Source organism: Meiothermus sp. (assembly GCF_025060375.1).
Taxonomy (GTDB): Bacteria; Deinococcota; Deinococci; order Deinococcales; family Thermaceae; genus Meiothermus.
In genome coordinates this window covers 1-20,320 of record NZ_JANXCG010000067.1, presented here as the reverse complement: position 1 = coordinate 20,320, position 20,320 = coordinate 1, and the positions used below count along the sequence as shown (strand labels likewise).

Sequence of the window (20,320 nt, the reverse complement as noted above, 5' to 3'; positions counted from 1 at the left end):
TCCCTACACCCCCACCAAGGGTTGGTGGGAATGAGTCTCGAGCACGCTTACCTCGGTAGATACCCTTTGTATTGAGCCATCCTGGTACTTGAACTCGGTTTCCACCCGTACCTGCTGGGCCCCGCTGTAGAGGGCTTCCACCAGGGCTTGATAGCGCTGGGCTATGAATTTCCTGCGCACCTTTCCGGTGCGTGTGAGCTCGTCATCGTCAGCATCTAAGAGCTTGTACAGAAGCACGAAGCGCTGAATGCGCAGGTGTTCTGGGAGGCTCTCGTTAACGGCCTGCACCTCTTTGCGGATCAGCTCAGCCACCTGGGGTTTTTGGGAGAGGTCCAGATAGGTGGTGTAGGCGATGCGGTGGTCTTCAGCCCATTTACCCACGGTCTGGGGGTCTACGTTGATGAAAGCGGTGATGTAGGGCTTCTGATGGCCAAAGACCACCGCCTCCTTGATGTAGGGACTGAACTTGAGCTTGTTCTCTATGAACTGCGGGCTAAACATGTGGCCGCTGCTGGTGTGCATCACGTCCGAAACCCGGTCGATCACCACCAGATGGCCGTCCGGCGTGAGGTAGCCAGCGTCACCGGTGTGCAGCCATCCCTCCGCGAAGGTTTCGGCGGTGGCTTCGGGGTTTTGCCAGTAGCCCGCCACCACCGCATCGGACCGGCAGAGGATTTCGCCTCGCTCGCTGATCTTCACCTCACCGCCGGGGATGGGCAGCCCCACTGTGTCGGCCCGCACATCGCCGTCGCGATGTACAAAAGCAATTCCGATTATTTCGGTCTGGCCGTATATCTGCTTCAGGTTGACCCCAATGGCGTGGTAGAAGCGAAAGACATCCGGGCCCAACGCGGCTCCGCCCGTGTAGGCTCGGCGCAACCGCAGGAAGCCTAGCTGGTCGCGCAGGGGTTTGAACATGATCTGGTCGGCCAGCCAGTAGGCGATTCGCAGGCCAATGGGCATGGGCTTACCCCGCATGCGGTAGTCGGCAGCGCGGTAGCCAATCTTGAGCATCTGGTTGTAGACCCAGCGGTTGAAGGCGTAGGTTTCGGAGATACGGACCCAGATTTGGCTTTGGGTGCCCTCCCAGACCCTGGGAGGGCTGAACATCACGTGAGGGCCAATCTCCTTGAGGTCGTTCATGGCGGTCTCAATGGATTCGGGGAAGTTGACCGCAAACCCCCCTGCAAGGGCCATTCCCACGGACATCATCTGTTCGCCAATCCAGGCAAAAGGCAGGAAGGAAAGGTAGTCGTCGGTGGGCTCTAGGGGGTCTACCTCCTGCAGGGCCACCCCCATGTGCAGAAGGTTTCGGTGGCGCAGCATAGCTGCTTTGGGTCTGCCGGTGGTGCCGGAGGTGAGGGAGAGGTGGCAAACATCCTCCGGATTCCCCTCGTTGATGCGCTCCTCCACCGCTGTTGGGTGGCGCTGCAGGTAGGCCTCGCCCAGCCGCTCCACCTCCTCGTAGCTGATGAACCAGGGGTCGTCCCGGTAGGCCCGCATGCCCCTTGGGTCTTCGTAGATGACCTTGCGGACGCTGGGGATTTCGCCTCTGATCTCTATAAGCTTGTCTACCTGCTCTTGGTCTTCGGCTAGCACGAAGGCCGTTCCCGTGTAGGCGAGCACGTAGGCGATTTCGGGGGGTAAGGAGGACTGGTAAACCCCAACCGAGATGCCTCCCACGGCCTGGGTACCTAGCTCGGCGTAGAGCCATTCGGGGATGTTGTCGGCGATGATGGCCAGGCGCTCCCCCCGCTCAAAGCCCAAGGCCAGCAGCCCTGCGGCGAAGTGGGTCACGTGGCGGTAGTAGTCCTGGTAGGTGATTTCGTTCCAGATGCCGAACTCCTTTTCCCTTAGCGCCACCTTTCTGGGGGTGTGTTGGGCCCGTAGCCGCAGGACTTGGGGGAGGGTGTACCTTTTGAGCTCGTAGCCGGAGGGCATCATAGGACCACCCCCTGAGAGCAGGGCCCGGGGCCCCTCCTGGCGTGTGGCTTGGTCTCGGCAGTGGCTTGAGGTCTATGCCCCATGCTCCACCCCCACGTAGGCTTCCTGCACCCTTGGGTTTCGGCTAACCTCTTCTGGAAGGCCCGAGGCGATAACCTGTCCAAAATCGAGGACATATACGCGGTCGGAGATGTCCATCACCACCCCCAGGTCGTGTTCGATGAGGACGATCGTGGTGCCCCGCTCAGCCCTTATATCCAGGATAAAGCGCACCATGTCCTCTTTTTCCTCAAGGGTCATGCCGGCCATCGGCTCGTCCAGGAGCAGTAGCTTGGGGGAGAGGGCCAGGGCTCGAGCCACCTCCACCCGCTTGCGCACTCCGTAGGGCAGGTCGCCCACCAAGGCTTTTCGGTAGGGCTCGAGCTCCATGAAGTCGATAATCTCCTCGCAAATGCGGCGGTTTTCCACGCTAACCCGGAGGGCTCGGCCGTAGAACCAGAGGTTGTCCCACAGGCTGTAGTGGCCGAAGGTGTGCCGGGCCATCAGTAGGTTTTCCAGCACGGTCATCCCGGTAAAGAGCTCGATGTTCTGGAAGGCCCGGGCAATGCCGTAGCGGGTGACCAGGTGGGGTGGGGCGTGGGTCAGGTCGTGGCCTTCAAAGGTAATCCTTCCAGAGCTGGGGTGGTAGAAGCCCGAGATGCAGTTTAGAAGGCTGGTCTTACCTGCGCCGTTGGGCCCTATGACCGAAACCAGCTCGCCCTTGTCCACCTCGAGCGAAACCTGGCTCAGGGCCTGGACACCACCAAAGCTTAGGGTGACCTTGTCTACCTGAAGTTGCACCGCGCCTCCTGGTACGCCTGCCGAAAACCTTGACTGGACAGGGCTAACGTGCGTTTGGTTGGGGCCAAGTATAGCGACACCTGTGAGTTAGTGTCAACGCTTTGTGGCGGTTTTTGATAAAAAACGTTGTGTTTTAGCGGCTGCGCCCCCGCAGAATTCGCGACGGCCTAGACCGGCCGCCCAGCCATCATGAAGCTGGCGGTCATGCCCCCGTCTACGGGGAGGATGGCCCCGGTGATAAAGCTGGCCTTCTCTGAGGCCAAAAACAGCACCGCTTCGGCGACCTCCTCGGGCCGCCCTAGACGGCGTAGGGCGTGCAGGTCTTCCCAGTCCTGTCGGGTGAGTTCAGGGTGGGTGGACATCTGAATGGCCTCGAGCACCGCCTCAGTGGCGATTGCGCCGGGAGCTACCGCATTGACCCGGATGTTCAGCGGAGCCAGGTCGAGGGCCAAGGAGCGGGTAAGGTTGACCAAACCCCCTTTGGAGGCGTTGTAGGCGGCGTTGTTCTGCTCAGCAAATAGACCCTGCACGCTGGCTATGTTGACGATGGCCCCTCCACCCCGCTTGGCTATTTCCCGTGCGGCCAGAGCCGAAAGGTGCATGGGGGCGGTCAGGTTTACCTCCAAGGCCCGCTGCCACTCCTCCAGGCTTACCTTGAGCACCGAGCCGGGTGGGGCGATGGCAGCGTTGTTGATGAGCACATCCACCCCTCCCCACTGCTTGACGGCCTGCTCCACCAGCCGCTCCCGGTGGCTGGGTTCGGCCAGGTTGGCGTAAACGAACAGGGCCCCCAGCTGCTTGGCCACTTCCAGGCCCTCCGGTCGTACATCACAGAGCACAAGCAGGGCTTTTTCCCGTGCAAAGGCCTCTGCGATGGCCCGGCCCAAGCCCCGCGCAGCCCCGGTGACCAGCACCACCTTGCCTTGGAACATGGCCCTATCCTAACCAAGCTGGGCGCCTTGCGCTTGCGCCCTGGGCAAAGCAATAAAGGAGGCCGGGGCCTCCTCTATTGGAAGGGACTGGGTGCCTACTTCTTGACCGCTTCCTTCAGGGCCTTGCCCGGTTTGAAAGCGGGGTACTTGGAAGCGGGGATTTTAATCTTCTGGGTGGTGCCGGGCTTGACCCCTGTGCGGGCCTTGCGGCTGCGCACCTCGAAGGTGCCGAAACCGGTAAGCTGCACCTTGCTGCCGGACTTGAGGGCGTCTTCTACTTTGCTCAGGAAGGCATCTACGGCAGCCTTGGCGTCCTTCTTCTTCAAACCTGCTGCAGCGGCCACCTGGTCTATCAGGTCCGCTTTGGTCTTGGTTTTCCTTGCTCCAGCTTTTGCCATAGCATTACCTCCTTTGTTTTCCCTTCGGGACGAAGTCTATCACAGCTCGCCATGGAATTGCAAGCGCTGGGTCGGCACGAAAAGCTTTTATGCTAAAAACAGAATATCTAAACGATGGGCTTTCTGTGATACTCGGGAGGGAGAAGAGCGGTTACAGCAGCCTCGAGCTGCTTGGTGAGAGCTTCCAGACTTTGGTGATCGGTCTTTCCCGGAGATACCGCTATGGGGTCACCGAACACCACCCGGATGGGGCGTCGAAGGCGCGGCCCCTTGCCCACCGGCCAGGCCTTGTCGCTTCCGATGATGGCGGCAGGGACGATGGGGGCCCCGGTGCGCAGGGCGATGGCCGCGGTGCCTGTCTTGAAGGGCTCAATGAAGCCGGTGCGGCTTCGCCGCCCTTCGGGAAAGATGCCGAAGGCCATGCCGTTTTTCAGGGTGCGGATGGCCGCTTTGATGGCTGCCAGGTCGCCTGCGCCCCTGGCTACGGGTATCACGTACAGCCGGGGCAACAGCCACCGCAGGATGGGGTATCTGAACAGGTCGTCACGGGACATGTAGCTCACCACCCTCGGGCAGGCCACGCCCATCACCACCGGGTCCAGGAAGGACATGTGGTTGGAGGCCAGGATTACCGGGCCTTCTTTGGGAATTTTCTCGGCCCCTTCCACCCGGAAGCCAAACAGCACCTTGAGCAAGAATGTGGCCAGAACCTTGCAGACCCTGTAGACGCTGAGGCCGTAGGCGTACATGGCAACTCATCATAAGGAAGAGCCCGCCGGGGGGGCCAGTCTTGCGAGGGGGAAGGGCGTAAAGGATGGCTCAAGGTCAGGGTTAAGCTTCCCTGACGAGGGTTTCATGGTGGGGGCGGGCCTTTTTCCTAGCCTGGGACCCAGGAGGAGCCATGGGACGTTGGATGGTGGTTTTGATGGGAAGCCTGGCCCTGCTGGCCTTGGCGGCCCCGCTGGGCCCCCAGGGGATTTTGGTGAACCCCGTGCCTTCCGGGCTCGAGCTGCGCCTCTGGCTGGACCGCGACCCCCAGGCATCGGGCAGCCCAACCTACTCCATTGGGGACAGAATTCGCATCTACGCCTGGGTCAGCCAGGACGCCTACATCTACCTCTTCACCATCGGCGCCGACGGCCAAGTTGGCCTGATCCTGCCCAACGCCTTCTCTTCGGAGAACTACCTGCGGGCGGGCGAGACCCGGGCCTTCCCCGAGCCAGGGGCCCGCTATGAGTTCAGCCTCGGCGGCCCTGCCGGGGTGGGTCGGGTGCTTGCGTTGGCCAGCCGTCGGCCCCTCTCGCCCATCCAGCTAGCCGAGGTTAGGCGATGGGCGCAGGGCACGATGGAGGCCAGCCTGCCCGAACGCGACTGGGTGAGCGGCGTTGTGCGTTACCGGGTGCAACCACCCGCAGTGGCGGTTAGGCCCCCCCTTTTCTTCATCCCACCCCTACCGGGCCATGCGGTTCTCTGGGAGGACCGCAAGGAGACCGAGTACCAGGTGGCCTACCGGGGAGGCGATGTGGAGGAGGTTTTCAGCTACTACCACAAGGACCTCCTTTCCAAGGGCTGGGTGAAGGTGAGCTTCCGCTCCAGGGGGGATAAGAGGAGCCTGGCCTACCAGGCGGAGTACCGCCGGGGTGGGGACAGGCTCGAGGTAAGCGTAACCCCTCGCGGTGGGGAGCTGGTGGTGCGGCTGGAGTGGGGGAAGTGAGGCCTGGGGCCCTGGGGGTGCGGTAGAATAAGGGCATGCCCCTTTGGCCTGCAATGCAGATCCGCTGCCTGCGCTTTGCTCGAGCCATCGTGGCCGCTGGTAAGTGAGGTGCGTCCCTGCGCGGTGCGGTCAGGTCCTGGCTGCACCGCTTTTTCATGGAGGGAGTCATGAAGGAGCTTGAAGTCCACCCCGACATCGCCCAGGCCGCTACCCTGCCCGCCCGCTTCTACAAAGACCCGGCCCTCTACGAGGCCAGCAAGGAAAAGGTCTTTGCCCAGAGCTGGCAGTGGGTGGGCGACACCGACGACCTGAAGGCCCCCGGCACGGTCAAGCCCTTTATCTTGCTCGAGGGCTGCCTGGACGAGCCTTTGGTGCTGACCCGCGACTTTGACGACCGATTGCACCTCCTCTCCAACGTCTGCACCCACCGGGGGATGCTGGTGGCCGAGACCGGCGGCAACGCCCGCTACCTGCGCTGCCGCTACCACGGGCGGCGCTTTGGCCTGGACGGCTGCTTCCAGGCCATGCCGGAGTTCGAGGGGGTTCAGGGCTTTCCCAGCCCCAAAGACAACTTGCCCAAGGTGGCCTTTGCAACCTGGGGGAAGGGCAAGTTCCTCTTCGCCAGCCTGAACCCCGCCGTTCCGCTGGAGGAGGTGCTGAGGCCCATAGAGGAGCGCGTGGGTTGGATGCCGTTTGAGCAGTTTTACTTTGAGCCAGCCCGCGCCCGTGACTACCTGGTGCGGGCCCACTGGGCGCTCTACTGCGACAACTACCTCGAGGGCTTTCACATTCCCTACATCCACGCCTCGCTCAACAGCGCCATTGACTACGGCAGCTACACCACCGAAATCTACGACTGGTGCAACCTGCAACTGGGCATCGCGGCCCCCGGCGAGCCCTGCTTTGAGCTACCCAAGGACTCGCCTGACTACGGCAAGCGCGTTGCGGCCTACTACTACTGGGTGTTTCCCAACCTGATGCTGAACTTTTACCCCTGGGGCCTCTCGGTCAACGTGGTGCGCCCCCTGGGTCCTGAGCTGACCAAGGTCTCGTTTCTGCCCTACGTTTGGGATGCCAGCAAGCTCGAGGCGGGGGCCGGGGCCGCCCTCGACCGGGTGGAGCGGGAGGACGAGGTGGTGGTGGAGGCCGTGCATAAGGGGGTCAGGTCGCGCTTCTACGACCAGGGCCGCTTCAGCGTGAAGCGGGAGCAGGGGGTGCACCACTTCCATCGGTTGTTGGCAGAGGTGCTTTCCCGGTAGGCAGCCCTTGGGCTGCTCAGCCTCGGGGGGAGGATGCCCCGGTACCTCGGAGAAATTGCTCTCCCACTACCCTTCCTTCAGTCTGCGTGGGATAAGGTGGGCCCTGTGAGGGTCCTGGTGACGGGGGCCACGGGGTACGTGGGGGGGCGGCTCGTTCCCCGTCTCCTAGAGCGGGGCTACCAGGTGCGGGTCCTCGTGCGGGACCTGGGCCGCCTCGAGGGAAGACCCTGGGCGGAGGCCGTGGAGGCGGTGGAGGGAAGCCTGGAGGACCGAGAGGCCCTGCTGAGGGCCCTCTCGGGGGTGGAGGCCGCCTTTTACCTGGTGCACGCCATGCTCTCGGAATCCCGGTTTCAGGAGGCGGAGGAACGACAGGCCCACGCCTTCGCACAAGCCGCCCGGGAGGTGGGCCTCCCCCATGCCATCTACCTTGGAGGGCTCCTTCCCCATGGAGAGAAGCCCTCCGCCCACCTAGCAAGCCGGGCCCGGGTGGGAGAGATCTTGCGGGCACACCTGCCCACCACGGAGTTTCGGGCCGGGCCCATCGTGGGCTCAGGTTCGGCCAGCTTTGAGATGGTCCGCTACCTGACGGAGAGGTTGCCCGTGATGGTAGCCCCCCGCTGGGTCCTCAACCCTGTCGCCCCCATTGCCATCCGGGATGTCCTGGCCTACCTTCTCCTCGCTTTGGAAAGGGGGCCCTCCGGGGTGGTGGAGATTGGGACCTCGCCCCTCCCCTTCAAGGCCATGATGGAGACCTACGCCGAGGTGCGGGGGCTAAGGCGCCTCATCCTTCCTGTACCTGTGCTCGCCCCCCGGCTCGCCGCTCTCTGGGTGGGCCTTGTGACCCCCATCCCAAACCGCCTCGCCCTGCCTCTGGTGGAGGGGATCCTCCACCCCTTGGTGGCGGACACCTGCCGTGCGAAGACCCTGTTCCCCGAGGTGGAGCCCATTCCCTACCGGGAGGCGGTGGCGCTCGCCCTGGCGCGTATCGCTGCGGGGGAAGTGGAGACCCGCTGGTCTGGGGCTCTCCAGGGCCGGGGCTACTTTCTGGAGGACCGCGAGGGCGTCATCCGGGAGGTGCGCACCCTCCCCGTTCAGGCCCCACTGGAAAGGGTCTACGGGGTCTTCGCTTCCTTGGGAGGGGAGCGGGGCTGGCTCGTGTGGGGCTGGGCCTGGGCGGTGCGGGGGTGGCTGGACCGGCTCCTGGGGGGGCCGGGGCTCAGGCGGGGCCGGCGCCACCCCACGGAGCTTCTCCCCGGGGAGGCGGTGGACTTTTGGCGGGTGGAGCGGGCCGAACCTCCCCGCCTCCTGCGGCTTCGGGCGGAGATGCGCCTACCCGGGAAGGCTTGGCTCGAGTGGCAGCTCCTACCGGAAGGGGAAGGGTCCCGCCTGGTGCAGACCGCCTACTTTGAGCCTGTTGGCCTTACAGGCTTCCTCTACTGGTGGCTCCTCTACCCCGTCCACGCCCGCATCTTCAGCGACCTGGCCCGGGCCATTGCCAAGGAAGCGGAAAGCGGGGAGGGTCGCTAGGGTTTTTCCCCTGGGCTACAAAGGGGGGATGCCTTCCCCCCTAGCCTAAGGGGGATGCGGGTCCTCGTCCTGGGTGCTACGGGAGGCCTGGGAAGCGCCCTTGCCCACCTCCTGCGGGAGCACACCCTTTTCCTTTCGGGAAGGCGGTCCCTGCCCCTGCGGGAACTGGCAGAGGCCCTGGGAGGGACACCCCTCCCCGGGGACCTAACGGACGCCATCGAGGCCAAGGCCCTCCTGGAAGAAGCCGGTCCGTTGGACCTCCTCCTCCACGCCGTGGGGGTGGCAGGGCGGGCCCCGGTGCGGGAAACCTCGAGGGAGCTTCTGGAGGGGATGCTATCGGCCCACCTCCTCACTGCCCACCACGCCCTCAGGTACGCCCGCCTCCAGCAAGGGGGACGGGCGGTCTTCTTTGGGGCTTACCCTACCTATGTGCGGGTGCCGGGCTTTGCCGCCTACGCTGCCGCCAAGGGGGCCCTCGAGGCCTACCTGGAGGCGGCCCGGAAGGAGCTCCGCCGGGAGGGGGTGCACCTCATCCTGGTGCGCCTTCCTGCCGTGGCTACAGGGCTTTGGGCTCCCCTGGGAGGCCCACCCAAAGGCGCCCTTCCTCCGGAGGAGGCGGCCAGGAAGGTCCTGGAGGGGGTTCTGGCTGAACCCCCGCCCGAGGTTTTGGAGGTCTAGCCGTGGAAGCTCGCTACCGGGCCCACTTCTACCCCATGCGTCTGGCCCTTCTGGCCGTGGGGGAGAACTTCATGCCCATGGCCTGGTGGACCCCGGTGTCCAAAGAACCCTTCCGTTTCCTCCTGGCCATGGACCGGAGGAACCACACCCTAAGCCTTCTGCGGGAGCTGGGCGAGGCGGCGCTTTGCTTCCTCCCTTGGGAGGAGCGGGCCTGGGTGGTGCGCGCGGGCTACCTTTCGGGAAGGCGGGCGCAGAAGGCCCAAAAGCTCGGCATCCCCTTGCGTCCAGCGCGGAGGCTGGTCCGGACCCAGGTGCCGGAGAAGGCCTTGGCGGTGTACGAGCTGCGGGTAGTGGAGTGGCCTACGGACGGCGACCACAGCCTTTTCCTGGGGGACGTGCTCCACGCCGAGGGAGGTGCCGAGGCCAAGCGGCGGCCCATCCTCTTCCTGGGCTTCCGTGACTTCGCCACCTTAGGGGAGACCTGGAGGTTTCGGCCTTGAGGCAACCCTGGCCCCCCCTTGCCTCCCCCTGCGCCGTGGAGGGCACCGCGCGCCAGCGCGGCCTTTGCCCCTCGGGGAGCTGGGAGGGGGTGGCCCGCGGCCCGGGGGAGGGCTTCCGGGAGCGCCCGCCCGCCTCTTCGGGTGGGGCTTGGGGTGCCTCCGCTTCTTGGAGGTGAGGGGCGGGGTGGAGGTCACGCGGTGATCCGTCTGGGCTACCCCTGCGAGAACCTTACCCTGAAAGCCAGCACCAACCACACCCTGCGCCTTGCTTCCCTGACCGAGGAAAGGGTCCGGGCTAAGGTAACGGAAAACCTCACCGACCTGGAACGGATTCTCCGCTGGAACGCCCTTAGGGGCTTCTACCTTTTCCGCATCGGCCAGCACCTTGTCCCCTTCGCCTCCCACCCCGCTTTTCCCTATGACTGGGAGAAGGTCCACGGGGCGGAGCTCCGTCGCCTGGGGAGCCTGGCCAAAGCCCTTGGGCAGCGGCTTTCCTTCCACCCAGGGCAGTACGTGAACCCGGGAAGCCCCGACCCCCAGGTGGTGGAGCGCTCCTTGGCGGAGCTCCGCTACTCGGCTCGGGCCCTTAGCCTTTTAGGGGCGGAGGAAGGGGTCTTGGTCCTCCACCTGGGCGGAGTCTACGGCGACCCGGAAAGGAGCCTCTGGCGCTTTGTGGACAACCTGAGGGGGGAGAGGGAGGTCCTCCGCTACCTGGCCTTGGAGAACGACGAGAGGCTTTGGCCCGCGGAGGAAGTGCTGAGGGCAGCGGAGGCCTTGGGGGTTGCGGTGGTGGTGGACAGCCTCCACCACGCCCTAAACCCCGGGCGGCTTTCCTTGGAGGAGGCCCTTGGCCTTGCCTTCCCCACCTGGCGGGGGCGGCCCAAGGTCCACCTGGCAAGCCAGGACCCCGCCAAACGTCCTGGGGCCCATGCCTACAGGGTGGCGGAGGAGGACTTCGAGAGGCTTCTTCGGGCCCTCCCCGGTCCTGCGGATGTCATGGTGGAGGCCAAGGGGAAGGAGCAGGGAATAGGGAAAAAGGCCCTCCTGAGGGAGGGCCTTTGGGTTTAGGATGGCTAGCGAATGGGCTGGCCGTACTTGGCCTGGTCGTAGACCTTCTGCGCGCCCCGCGACTGCCAGCCAATCAGCCAGGGTTCGATGGTGGGGTAGGCCGAGCTGGCAAAGGTGGAGGAGACGTAGTTGAGCAGGCCTACCCTGTAGATCCGCGCATCGGCGACGAAGTAGAGGGGAATCATGGCCACCTCGTTGGCCCAGATCTCCTGCATGCGGGCGAAGAGCTGTTTGCGGCGGTTCACATCGAACTCCACCACCGCCTGGTTGCGCAGGCGGTCGTACTCCTCGTTGCACCAGCCGCCGAAGTTGAGCCCCCGGAAGCCGTTCTCCCGGGTGGGCACGTAGATCATGCGGCCCTCGTCGTCGCGGCAGGCCGAGCGCACCCCATCGTCGGCCTGGCCCATGCTGAAAGCGTAATGCAGGAACCCTGTCCAGGTGCCTTCCTGGGCCCTCGAGCGGTACTGCGAGCTCAGGAGCACCGCGCTGGGGGCGTTGTTGATGCGCACCGCAATCCCCACCTGGCGGTAGTTCTCCGCCACAAACTGCTGGATGCGCTCCCGAACGGCGTTGCCCGCGGTGGTGGCCCACTCAATCTCGAAGCGCACGGTGCGCCCGTCCACGGTGCGCTGCAGGATGCCGTCCGGGCCGGGGCGCCAGCCCAGCTCAGCCAGAAGCTGCCGGGCCCGCTCGGGGTTGTAGGGGTATCTGGTGACGTTGGGGTTGAACATGGGGTTCTGCGGCGAGACCCAGGTGGGGGCCACCGTGTAGAGCCCGTCGAAGAAAGCCCTGGTGATGCCCTCGCGGTTCATGGCGTAGATGAGGGCCTGGCGGGTCTTGACGTTGTCGAGCATCAGCTCACGCACCTTGGGCACGTTGCTGAACTGGTTGATCTCCAGATGCTCGAAGAAGGGGGTGGAGACTGCCCAGATCTCGAAGCGGCCCGGGGCCCGGCTGGTGAGCTGGCGGCTTCTGGCCTGGTCGAAGGTGATGGAAACGCTCGAGGCGGCGTCAATTCCCCCGCCCAGGATGGCCACCAGGAGGGAGTTGGTGTTCTGGATGATCCGGTAGACCACCCGCTGCACGTACTTGTCCTCTCCCCCAGGGGGCTTGATCCAGAAGCGGGGGTTGCGCTGCATCTCAATGCTGCTCCCCGGTACCCAGCGCACCAGGGTGAAGGGACCAGAGTAGACCATGCGCCCGCTGTTGAGGAACTGCGGGTTGGAGAACTGGGCGAAGAAGTTGCGGAAGATCTCGGCCTGGCGGGCGGTGTCGTTGGTCTGTGCAGCGGCTGCCTTGGCCCGTTCCCACTCAGACCGCATGATGTGGCTCGGGGCGTAGTAGACCTGGTTTACGTCCAGGTCATAGAAGTAGGCAGGCTCTAGGACCACCGTGAAGTTTCGGCTATCCCGTACCCGGATGGAGGCCCGCTCAAAGAAGTCCACGTTGGTGGAGGGTACTCCCTTGGTCTTGCCCATCTCAAAGTAGAGCGCCACGTCCTCGGTGGTGATGGGCCGCCCATCCGACCAGACCGCATCGGGGCGGATGGTGTAGTCGAGCTCGAGCCGCCGTACCCCAGGGCGCACGTTGGTAAAGCGCACGCGTCCGTTTTGCTGGGTGGGCACCTCGGTTACCACCACCGGAATGATTTCCAGGTCGCGGTTGGTCTGCACCAGAGGCGCGAAGAGGAAGTTTTCTATCTCAAACTTGATGGACTGGTTGGATATGGCGTTGACCACATCCCCAGCGAGGGAGCGGGGCTCCTGGGCTGCCCCAATGATGAGGCTGTTGTCCTGGGGGCCAGCCAGGGCCAACCCGCTCAGGAGTACCAGGGTAAGGAACTGCTTTTTCATGCCTCCTCCTTTCCAGCCGTAACCGGCTGGGCTAGATTCTATTGGGCTGTGCACGCCCAGTCAAAGCGAAAGGGCCAGGGGCATCCCCTGGCCCAACAGGCCCACAGCCTACTTGATGGCGATACCGCCGGCCTGGGCTTGGTCGTGACGCTTGACCGCCCCGCGGCTGGCCCAGCCGATCTCCCAGGCGTTCCAGCCGGGGTAGCCGTTGCCCCCGGAGTAGGTGGAGGCCACGTAGTTCACCAGCCCGTTGCGCACGATCAGGTAGTTGGAGCGGAAGCGCAGCGGCAGGGCGGGCAGCTCCTCAGCCCAGATCTCCTGGGCCCGGGCGAAGAGCTGCTTGCGCCGGGCCTCGTCGAACTCGAGAACTGCCTGGCTGGTGAGCCGGTCAAACTCCTCGTTGCGCCAGTTGCCGATGTTCTGCCCGGCGTAGTTGTTCTCCCTGCTGGGTACCTGGATGGCCCCGGTGTTCAGGTTCCTGTACTGGAAGAGCCTTCCGTCCTCGGCCAGGCTGCTCACCCAGGCGAACATGAAGAAGAGCCACTTGCCCTCCTCGCCCCGCTGGATGAAGTCGTCGGCGAAGACCACCGCGCTGGGGGCGTTGGCGGTCCTGACCGCGATGCCCACCTGCCGCCACTGCTCGATGAAGAGCTGCTGGGTGCGCTCCCGCACAGCGTTGCCCGCGGTGGTGACGAACTCCAGCTCAAAGCGCACCGTGCGCCCGTCCACGGTACGCTGCAGGATGCCGTCCGGACCGGGGCGCCAGCCCACCTGGGCCAGCAGCTCGCGGGCACGGGCCGGGTTGTACTCGTACTTCCTGACGTTGGGGTTGAAGAGCGGGTTGTAGGGGGAGACCCAGGTGTGGGAGACTGGCTCGGTGCCGTCGAAGAAGGCCTGCACCCAGGCCTCGCGGTTAATCGCGTGCAGCAGGGCCTGGCGGGTGCGCCTGTCGTCCAGGGTCAGGTCGCGAACCCGCTGAACGTTGGTGAACTTGTTGATGTCGATGTGCTCCCAAATGGGACCGGGCACTGCCCAGATGTCGAAGCGGCCCGGAGCCCGGCTGGTGAGCTGGCGGCTTCTGGCCTGGTCGGCGGTGATGCCCACCGTGGAGGTGGCGTCAATTCCCCCGCCCAGGATGGCCACCAGGAGGGAGTTGGTGTTTTGGATGATGCGGTAGACCACCCGCTGCACGTACTTGTCGGCCCCACCCTGGGGGACGATGGCGGTGAAGTTGGGGTTGCGCACCAGCTCGATGGAGTTGTTGGAAACCCAGCGCCGGACCTGGAAGGGGCCGCTGTAGACCATGCGGCCGGCATTGATGGCCTGGTTGGAGGAGAACTGCTGGAAGAAGCCCCGGTAGAGCTCGTTGAGGCGCTGCGCGTCGCGGTCGGGGTTGAGGTTGGCCGCCGCGGCTTTGACTTTTTCCCACTCGGGCCGCATGATGTGGGCCGGGGCGTAGCCAATGGGCGAGCCGTAGGTGTCGTAGTAGTAGGCCGGCTCAAAGATTACGGTCATGTTCTGCCTGTCGCGGACCCGAAGGTTTACCCGCTCCCAGTAGTCGGGGTTGGGTACCGGCATCCCCTTGGCCTTGCCCACCTCGAAGTAGAAGGCGAAGTCGTCGGTGGTGAGGGGGGCTCCGTCTGACCAGCGCAGGTTGGGCTTGAGGGTGAGGTCGATTTCCAGGCGGCGCTTACCCCCGCCGATGTCGGTCACCCGCAGGCGGCGGTTGGCCAGGGTGGGCACCTCGGTGACCAGCACCGCCTCGTTCTCGGCCCGCAGGTTCTGCACCATGAGGGGGGCGAAGAGGTAGTTTTCAATCTCAATCTTGATGGACTGGTTGGAGATGACGTTGAGGAAGTCCCCCCCCAGCACCCGGGGCTCCTGGGAGGCGCCGATCACCAGGCTGTTGTCGGCGGGCCCAGCCAGGGCAGCCCCGGCGGCCAGGGTTAGACCCAGTGCAAAGACCTTGCCTACACGGTTCATTAAACCTCCTTTTGGGCTCTGCCGAAGCAGAATCCTGCTGTGCTATGGCGTTTTGCCGCCCCTATTATAGCCAGCCGTTCACTTGCGTCAAACCTGTGGACGTAAAGGGGCCATCCACCCTTTGGTGGATGGCCCTGTTCGGCCTCCTTAGGCTAGCCGCGGCAGCCGCTTCCCGCGCCCTCGGGGGCCCTGCCGTCGGTGCGGAAGGAGTGGCCGCAACCGCAGGAGGAGGTGGCGTTGGGGTTGTTGATGCTGAAGCCACCGCCCATCAGGTTGTCTACCCAATCCACCTGGGAGCCAACCAGGAGGGGGAGGGACATCCGGTCCACCACCAGGCGTACCCCGTGCATCTCCACGGTGGTGTCGCCCTCGAGCTCCCGCTCGTCCACCGCCATGCCGTACTGGTAGCCGCTGCAGCCCCCCGACTTCACGAAAACCCGAATGGCTGCGTGGGGCTTGTTGTAGCGCTCCAGAATTTCCTTGGCCCGTTCGGCGGCTAGAGGGGTAATGGAGATCACCGCTTCCTGCACCACAAAAGACCTCCCAACCCCTAAAGTAGCACGCTCCGAAAAGCGAATCGTAAGCAGGCGCACCCCTTATATTGGGCGCATGGACATCCCTTTGGCCCAGCAGGTCTTGCGGGAGGCGCGAATTCCCGGCTGGCTCCTGTACAGCTTCCAAGGGAGCAACCCCTTAGCCCTGGAGGTCCTTGGCCTCGGGGGACGGGCTTTGAGCCGGCGTTTTGCCTATCTGATTCCCGCCCATGGCGAGCCCACCCTAATCGTGCACGCCATAGAGGAAACCTACTTCTCCGACCTTCCGGGGCGGCGAGCGGTCTTCTCCAGCTGGACCCAGTTCCTAGAGGCCCTGCGGACCCATGTGGTGCCCCTGGGGCGGGTGGCTATGGAGTACCACCCAGCCGGGGGGATTCCCTACCTTTCCCGGGTGGACGCTGGTACGGTGGAGCTTTTGCGGGGGATGGGGCTCGAGGTGGTCTCCTCGGCAGAGGTGCTGCTCCATTTCCAGACCTGGCACGAGGCTGACCTGGCCGCTCACCGCGAGGCCGCCGCGGGCATTGCCGAGGCCCTGACCCACGCCCTAGGGTTTGTGCGCGCTCGCCTGGACAGCCCGCCCAGCGAGCGGGAGGTGCAGGCTGAGGTCCTCCGGGTCTTTGTCGCTCGGGGGCTGGTCTGGGACCATCCCCCTATGGTGGCCTTCGGTCCTCATACGGCCAATCCCCATCACATCCCGGGGGAGGCCCGGCTCGAGCAGGGGCAGGTGCTTCTCATAGACCTCTGGTGCCGGCGGCCCGAAGGTCCCTATGCCGACGTGACCTGGATGGCGGGGTGGGAAGCCCCAGAGGAGGCCCACCGGGCCTTTCAGGTGGTGCGGGAGGCCCGCGAGGCGGCCTTGGCCCATTGCCGCCAGGCCTACGCTGAGGGGCGCTATCCGCGCGGTTTTGAGCTGGACCGGGTGGCTCGAGGGGTTGTTGAGCGGGCCGGCCTTGGGGGCCACCTGCGGCACCGCACCGGGCACCACCTGGGCTTTGCCGCGCCTCACGGCAACGCCACCCACCTAGACGACTGGGAGACCCACGATACCCGCCCCCTCATCCCGGGTCTGGCCTTCACCATAGAGCCCGGGGTCTACCCAGGGCCCTTTGGGGTTCGCACCGAGGTGAACGTCTACCTCCATCCTGAAGGGCCGGAGGTAACCACCGTGGCTCAGGAGGCGCTGGAGCGGCTTTGAAGCAGCAGCCCGTCGGGCCAAACCCCTCCCAGGGCCTCCCAGGACTGCACCATATCGGCAGGAACCGGAGCGGTGAAGTGCAGGTACTTTCCCGTCCTGGGGTGTTGGAAGCGCAGCTCGTAGGCGTGCAGGGCTTGGCGTGGGATAAGCGGGGAAGGTCTGCCGTAGAGCTCATCCCCGAGGACGGGGGCCCGCAGGTGTTTGAGGTGCACCCGAATTTGGTGGGTGCGGCCGGTGTGCAAGACGGCGGAGACCAGAGCGTGGCCCGCTGCCTGGGCCATCACCTCAAACTCGGTCTGGGCATGGCGAGCTGCTACCCCGCCCACATGCATGCGGGTGCGGTCCACCGGGTGGCGGCCGATGGGGGCGGAGAGGAGGCCCTCAGGGGGGACGCCTGCGGTGATGGCTAGGTAGCGTTTGTACACGCTCCGGCCGGCAAAAGCCTCGGCCAGCCGGCGGTGAGCGGCCTCGTGCCGGGCCACTACCATCACCCCGCTGGTATCCTTGTCCAGCCGATGGACAATGCCGGGGCGTACCAGCTCAGGCCTGGTGGCTTCCTCTGCCGGGCCCCCGTAGCGGCCCAGCAGGGCATTGACCAGGGTGCCGGAATAGACACCAGGGGCCGGGTGTGTGACCATCCCTGGGGGTTTGTTGAGCACCAGGATATCGTCGTCCTCGTGGAGCACCTCGAGGGGGATTGCCTCCGGGGCCACGATGGGGGGGCTGGGGGGCGGAGGCTCGGCCTCCACCAGCTCACCCTTCAGCCGGTAGGCAGGCTTGGTGACCACCTGCCCCCCGACCCGGACCCGCCCCGCGGCAATCCACTCCTGGGCCTTGGCTCGAGAGATGTTGGCCTGATGGGCCAAAGCCTGGTCAAGCCGCACACCGCTGAGCGAAAAGCGCACCATCTACACCCGGCGGAAGAGCAGGGTGGCGTTCATCCCCCCAAAGGCAAAGGAGTTGGAGAGGGCGTACTCCACCCTCTGCTCCCGGGGGACGTGGGGGATGTAGTCCAGGTCGAGCTCGGGGTCGGGGTCGTCCAGGTTGATGGTGGGGGGCAGGATGCCCGAGGCCAGGGCCTGCACCGTGGCGATGGCCTCTATGGCCCCGGCGGCACCCAGCAGGTGCCCAATCATGCTTTTGGTAGAGGAAACCGCTAGCCGGTAGGCGTGCTCGCCAAAGACTTGCTTGATGGCTAGGGTCTCGGCCCTGTCACCAATGGGGGTGGAGGTGCCATGGGCGTTGATGTAGCCCACCTGCTCAGGCGCTACCTTGGCGTCTTTTAGGGCAGCCCGCATAGCCAGGGCTGCGCCTTTGCCCTCGGGGTGGGGCTCGGTGATGTGGTGGGCGTCGCAGCTACGGCCGAAGCCCACCACCTCGGCGTAGATTTTGGCGCCCCGCGCCTTGGCCCGCTCGTACTCCTCCAGCACCAGCACCGCTGCTCCCTCGGAGAGCACGAAGCCGTCCCGGCTTTTGCTGAAGGGGCGGCTGGCCTTCTCGGGCTCTTCGTTGCGGGTAGAGAGGGCCCGCATCACCCCAAAGCTGCCGATGGCCATCTCGGCCACCGAGGCCTCGGTACCGCCGGTGAGCATGACGTCGGCTTCGCCGAGCTGCACCACCCGAAAGGCGCTGCCGATGGCGTCTGAGCCGGTGGCGCAGGCCGTGACCACGGTGGAGGAGGGGCCCATGAAGCCGTACCTCATGGCGAGCTGGGCTGAGGCCATGTTGGCGATCATCATGGGAATGAAGAAGGGTGAAAGGCGCGTGCCCCCCTTTTCAAAGAGCACCCGACTTTGCTCCTGCCAGGTGATCATCCCCCCGATGCCCGTGCCGACTAGGGTGCCAATGCGGGTGAGGTCCTCCTTTTCCAGCTCGAGCCCGGCGTCCTCCAGGGCCAGTTGCCCGGCGATGAGGGCGAGCTGGGTAAATCGGTCGAGCCGCCGAAGCTCGCGCCTGTCTATGTACTGCTCTGGGTTGATGTCCACCTCCCCTGCAATTTGGACGGGATAGTTGCTGGCATCAAACTGGGTGATGCGGCGTATGCCCGATTTCCCCGCAAGCTGAGCCTTATGGAAGGCCTCCGCTCCGACACCGTTGGGGGCCACCGGTCCGATTCCCGTAACAACCACGCGACGCATGGAGGCCATTATAGGACACCGGTTACGGCGCTCGGGAACCCCGCTTGGCCCGCAGGGCTCCCTCCACAATGGTCAGGGCGATGCCCAGCATCAGGCAGACATCCCCAGGGCTGATGACGTTGGCGTAGCTCAGGATGCGCACGGGGATTACATCGGCCAGGAAGCCCAGCCGGGTAGACTCGTCCATTAGGGAGTGGACCGCGTCGTATCGGGCTTGTAGCCTGGGTACCAGGGCCTCGAGCCCTGCCCGCTCGAGCGCCGCCGGGTCTACCGGCATGTGTCCCCCGTTGGCAAAGATTACCAGCGCGTTGCTGGCTAGCCCCAGCCCCACCAGCCACAGCCCTCGCAGATGCCGGTTCTGCCAGAGGCCGTAGCCCACCAGCCCCACCACCAGGCTCTTGGCGATGGGGCCTGCTGCTTCCGGTGGGAAGAGGCCCCGGGCGGTTCCCAAGGCCAGCCCGCCTTCCAGGAGCGCCGCCGCTAGAAAGGTCCAAAGGGCCTTTAGCTCTATGTTTCCGATGTCGCGGAGACTGGCTCGGAGGGCGAGGGCAAGGGCAACGCCAATGGCTGCACTGATGAGGTAGAGCGTCGTAGGAACACCTCCCGGTCTTTCCAGATGGGGTTTTCCGCCCAAGCTGCCTCAAAGGCCCGGACCACCTGGGGGTCAAACTGCTGACCTGCCAGCATGATTATCTCGCTGAGGGCCTGTTCTGGGGTTTTAGCCGGGCTGTAAGCCCGGCCCGCGGTCATGGCCTCGTAGGCGTCGGCCACAGCAACAATGCGGGCCCAAAGGGGAATTTGCTCGCCTTTCAGCCCCATGGGGTACCCTGTGCCGTCCCAGCGTTCGTGGTGGTGCAGGATGACCCCCTGCGCTTCCCGGGAGAGGCGCTCCATCATCGGCTTGAGCAGCTCCAGGCCTTTTTCAGGATGCCGCTTGATGAGCTGGAACTCCTCGGAGGTGAGCTTGCTGGGCTTGAGCAGGACCGAATCGGGAATGGCCATCTTGCCGATATCGTGGAGGCGGGCTGCGTAGGTAATCCGCTTGGTGTCCGGCTCGTCAAACCCCAGCTCTTTGGCAATGCTCCCCGCGATGGCCGCCACCCTTTCAGAGTGCATCCGGGTGAAGGGGTCTTTGGCGTCCAGCGTGGCTACAAGAATCTCAATGGTGGAGTCAAAGGCCGCTTCCAGCTTGACCTTCTCGTCCCAGTAGTGGCGCGAGAAGTGGAGCAGCAGCATGAGGAGAAGCACCGTGAACCCGCCCCACCCCCCCACCAGGGGTGTTTGGTAGGCCTCGGCCAGGAGAAGCCCGACCGGCGCCTGGGCCAGGTAGCTCACCCAGAGCCAGCCAAAGTTCTCAGACCAGACCTTGCCCAGGCTGACCCCGCTGGCGAGGTGGATGACGCAGGTGACGGAAAGGACGTTGACTGCGAAGTAGGCTAGCGAGGCGGCCAGGATGCCCACAAAGTCCAAGGCGGCAGGGTGGGGTGCCAGCGTTTGGTTGTGGGACTGCACCCACCACCAGGCCAGCCCAGCGGTGCCGGTTGCTAGGGCAGACTGGGTTCGGTTGAACAGGTCTTTGTACCAGGGATACGAGGCTTTCCCCAGGTCTTTGTTGAAGGAAAAGGAGAAGACCAGCGCCGCCGCGAGCCATGCCGGAAAAATTGTCGCCGAGGCCAGGGCGACGATGAAGACATGCGACATTGAAGCTTTGAAGGGAAGGTTTACGGCGGTTCTTCT

General features: G+C 64.8%; 19 protein-coding genes. 7 read left to right on the top strand and 12 right to left on the bottom strand.

Translation table 11 applies throughout. From position 1 onward, the window contains the following. Nucleotides 1-3: 3 nt before the first annotated feature. The 5 genes from NZ849_RS08575 to NZ849_RS08555 form a co-directional block, all read right to left on the bottom strand. Nucleotides 4-1,944 carry a long-chain fatty acid--CoA ligase gene (locus tag NZ849_RS08575; RefSeq protein ID WP_295406137.1) on the bottom strand — a complete coding sequence of 647 codons (1,941 nt, stop codon included), beginning with the start codon at nucleotides 1,942-1,944 and terminating at the stop codon, nucleotides 4-6. 72 nt (nucleotides 1,945-2,016) lie between these two features. Then, entirely contained in the window at nucleotides 2,017-2,784 is a 768-nt protein-coding gene (locus NZ849_RS08570) for an ABC transporter ATP-binding protein (RefSeq protein WP_295406136.1), read from the bottom strand. A gap of 167 nt (nucleotides 2,785-2,951) precedes the next feature. Next, nucleotides 2,952-3,716 carry an SDR family NAD(P)-dependent oxidoreductase gene (locus NZ849_RS08565; RefSeq protein WP_295406133.1) on the bottom strand — a complete coding sequence of 255 codons (765 nt, stop codon included), beginning with the start codon at nucleotides 3,714-3,716 and terminating at the stop codon, nucleotides 2,952-2,954. Nucleotides 3,717-3,811: 95 nt separating this feature from the next. After that, nucleotides 3,812-4,114, bottom strand: coding sequence for an HU family DNA-binding protein (locus NZ849_RS08560; protein ID WP_119359653.1), 303 nt, complete (start codon nucleotides 4,112-4,114; stop codon nucleotides 3,812-3,814). Between the two features lie 107 nt (nucleotides 4,115-4,221). Then, entirely contained in the window at nucleotides 4,222-4,863 is a 642-nt protein-coding gene (locus tag NZ849_RS08555; protein WP_295406129.1) for a 1-acyl-sn-glycerol-3-phosphate acyltransferase, read from the bottom strand. Between the two features lie 152 nt (nucleotides 4,864-5,015). Here NZ849_RS08555 and NZ849_RS08550 point away from each other — a divergent pair, with 152 nt between their 5' ends. The 6 genes from NZ849_RS08550 to uvsE all read left to right on the top strand — a co-directional run bounded on the left by NZ849_RS08550 (nucleotide 5,016) and on the right by uvsE (nucleotide 10,860). Then, entirely contained in the window at nucleotides 5,016-5,828 is an 813-nt protein-coding gene (locus tag NZ849_RS08550; RefSeq protein WP_295406127.1) for a DUF4384 domain-containing protein, read from the top strand. Nucleotides 5,829-5,995: 167 nt separating this feature from the next. Beyond that, complete coding sequence (locus NZ849_RS08545) at nucleotides 5,996-7,087, top strand: aromatic ring-hydroxylating dioxygenase subunit alpha (protein WP_295406125.1); 1,092 nt, start codon at nucleotides 5,996-5,998, stop codon at nucleotides 7,085-7,087. A 105-nt stretch (nucleotides 7,088-7,192) separates the two neighbouring features. Continuing rightward, nucleotides 7,193-8,614, top strand: a complete 1,422-nt coding sequence (locus NZ849_RS08540) for a DUF2867 domain-containing protein (RefSeq protein ID WP_295406123.1) — start codon at nucleotides 7,193-7,195, stop codon at nucleotides 8,612-8,614. Between the two features lie 54 nt (nucleotides 8,615-8,668). Then, entirely contained in the window at nucleotides 8,669-9,292 is a 624-nt protein-coding gene (locus tag NZ849_RS08535) for an SDR family NAD(P)-dependent oxidoreductase (protein ID WP_295406121.1), read from the top strand. Between the two features lie 35 nt (nucleotides 9,293-9,327). Beyond that, nucleotides 9,328-9,792: a flavin reductase family protein gene (locus NZ849_RS08530; protein ID WP_318773686.1), complete on the top strand. Its 465-nt coding sequence runs from the start codon at nucleotides 9,328-9,330 to the stop codon at nucleotides 9,790-9,792. A gap of 153 nt (nucleotides 9,793-9,945) precedes the next feature. Then, nucleotides 9,946-10,860 carry a UV DNA damage repair endonuclease UvsE gene (uvsE, locus tag NZ849_RS08525; protein ID WP_295406117.1) on the top strand — a complete coding sequence of 305 codons (915 nt, stop codon included), beginning with the start codon at nucleotides 9,946-9,948 and terminating at the stop codon, nucleotides 10,858-10,860. Between the two features lie 5 nt (nucleotides 10,861-10,865). Here the strand turns inward: uvsE and NZ849_RS08520 are convergent, their stop codons facing one another. From NZ849_RS08520 to erpA, 3 genes are all read right to left on the bottom strand, one after another. Beyond that, complete coding sequence (locus NZ849_RS08520) at nucleotides 10,866-12,713, bottom strand: peptide ABC transporter substrate-binding protein (protein WP_295406115.1); 1,848 nt, start codon at nucleotides 12,711-12,713, stop codon at nucleotides 10,866-10,868. Nucleotides 12,714-12,821: 108 nt separating this feature from the next. Then, nucleotides 12,822-14,696 carry a peptide ABC transporter substrate-binding protein gene (locus tag NZ849_RS08515; RefSeq protein ID WP_295406113.1) on the bottom strand — a complete coding sequence of 625 codons (1,875 nt, stop codon included), beginning with the start codon at nucleotides 14,694-14,696 and terminating at the stop codon, nucleotides 12,822-12,824. A 152-nt stretch (nucleotides 14,697-14,848) separates the two neighbouring features. After that, the gene (gene erpA / locus NZ849_RS08510; protein ID WP_295406111.1) at nucleotides 14,849-15,229 is read right to left on the bottom strand and encodes an iron-sulfur cluster insertion protein ErpA; all 381 of its coding nucleotides are present in this window, start codon (nucleotides 15,227-15,229) and stop codon (nucleotides 14,849-14,851) included. Nucleotides 15,230-15,305: 76 nt separating this feature from the next. On the opposite strand from erpA, the gene NZ849_RS08505 reads away from it, so the two are divergent. Then, a complete protein-coding gene (locus NZ849_RS08505) occupies nucleotides 15,306-16,445 on the top strand; it encodes a Xaa-Pro peptidase family protein (protein WP_295406109.1) in 1,140 nt (379 codons plus the stop codon). On the opposite strand, the gene NZ849_RS08500 is transcribed toward NZ849_RS08505, so the two are convergent. The 4 genes from NZ849_RS08500 to NZ849_RS08485 all read right to left on the bottom strand — a co-directional run. Next, nucleotides 16,421-17,353 carry an RluA family pseudouridine synthase gene (locus tag NZ849_RS08500; protein ID WP_295406107.1) on the bottom strand — a complete coding sequence of 311 codons (933 nt, stop codon included), beginning with the start codon at nucleotides 17,351-17,353 and terminating at the stop codon, nucleotides 16,421-16,423. The two genes, NZ849_RS08505 and NZ849_RS08500, sit on opposite strands and share 25 nt — an antisense overlap. Beyond that, on the bottom strand, nucleotides 17,354-18,583 hold the full coding sequence (gene fabF / locus NZ849_RS08495) for a beta-ketoacyl-ACP synthase II (RefSeq protein WP_295406105.1): 1,230 nt from the start codon (nucleotides 18,581-18,583) through the stop codon (nucleotides 17,354-17,356). Nucleotides 18,584-18,605: 22 nt separating this feature from the next. Next, complete coding sequence (locus tag NZ849_RS08490; protein ID WP_295406189.1) at nucleotides 18,606-19,040, bottom strand: DUF5317 domain-containing protein; 435 nt, start codon at nucleotides 19,038-19,040, stop codon at nucleotides 18,606-18,608. A gap of 50 nt (nucleotides 19,041-19,090) precedes the next feature. Then, nucleotides 19,091-20,320, bottom strand: a 1,230-nt coding sequence (locus tag NZ849_RS08485) for an HD-GYP domain-containing protein (RefSeq protein ID WP_295406103.1), incomplete at its 5' end; no start/stop codon positions are given.

What these genes read in the sequence shown, in the direction of transcription:
- NZ849_RS08515 (WP_295406113.1), bottom strand. Translation starts at nt 14,696, where the DNA reads ATGAACCGTGTAGGCAAGGTCTTTGCACTGGGTCTAACCCTGGCCGCC.
- fabF (WP_295406105.1), bottom strand. Translation starts at nt 18,583, where the DNA reads ATGCGTCGCGTGGTTGTTACGGGAATCGGACCGGTGGCCCCCAACGGT.
- NZ849_RS08500 (WP_295406107.1), bottom strand. Translation starts at nt 17,353, where the DNA reads ATGGTGCGCTTTTCGCTCAGCGGTGTGCGGCTTGACCAGGCTTTGGCC.
- NZ849_RS08550 (WP_295406127.1), top strand. Translation starts at nt 5,016, where the DNA reads ATGGGACGTTGGATGGTGGTTTTGATGGGAAGCCTGGCCCTGCTGGCC.
- NZ849_RS08535 (WP_295406121.1), top strand. Translation starts at nt 8,669, where the DNA reads ATGCGGGTCCTCGTCCTGGGTGCTACGGGAGGCCTGGGAAGCGCCCTT.
- NZ849_RS08530 (WP_318773686.1), top strand. Translation starts at nt 9,328, where the DNA reads ATGCGTCTGGCCCTTCTGGCCGTGGGGGAGAACTTCATGCCCATGGCC.
- NZ849_RS08505 (WP_295406109.1), top strand. Translation starts at nt 15,306, where the DNA reads ATGGACATCCCTTTGGCCCAGCAGGTCTTGCGGGAGGCGCGAATTCCC.
- NZ849_RS08520 (WP_295406115.1), bottom strand. Translation starts at nt 12,713, where the DNA reads ATGAAAAAGCAGTTCCTTACCCTGGTACTCCTGAGCGGGTTGGCCCTG.
- NZ849_RS08555 (WP_295406129.1), bottom strand. Translation starts at nt 4,863, where the DNA reads ATGTACGCCTACGGCCTCAGCGTCTACAGGGTCTGCAAGGTTCTGGCC.
- NZ849_RS08545 (WP_295406125.1), top strand. Translation starts at nt 5,996, where the DNA reads ATGAAGGAGCTTGAAGTCCACCCCGACATCGCCCAGGCCGCTACCCTG.
- NZ849_RS08565 (WP_295406133.1), bottom strand. Translation starts at nt 3,716, where the DNA reads ATGTTCCAAGGCAAGGTGGTGCTGGTCACCGGGGCTGCGCGGGGCTTG.
- NZ849_RS08560 (WP_119359653.1), bottom strand. Translation starts at nt 4,114, where the DNA reads ATGGCAAAAGCTGGAGCAAGGAAAACCAAGACCAAAGCGGACCTGATA.
- NZ849_RS08575 (WP_295406137.1), bottom strand. Translation starts at nt 1,944, where the DNA reads ATGATGCCCTCCGGCTACGAGCTCAAAAGGTACACCCTCCCCCAAGTC.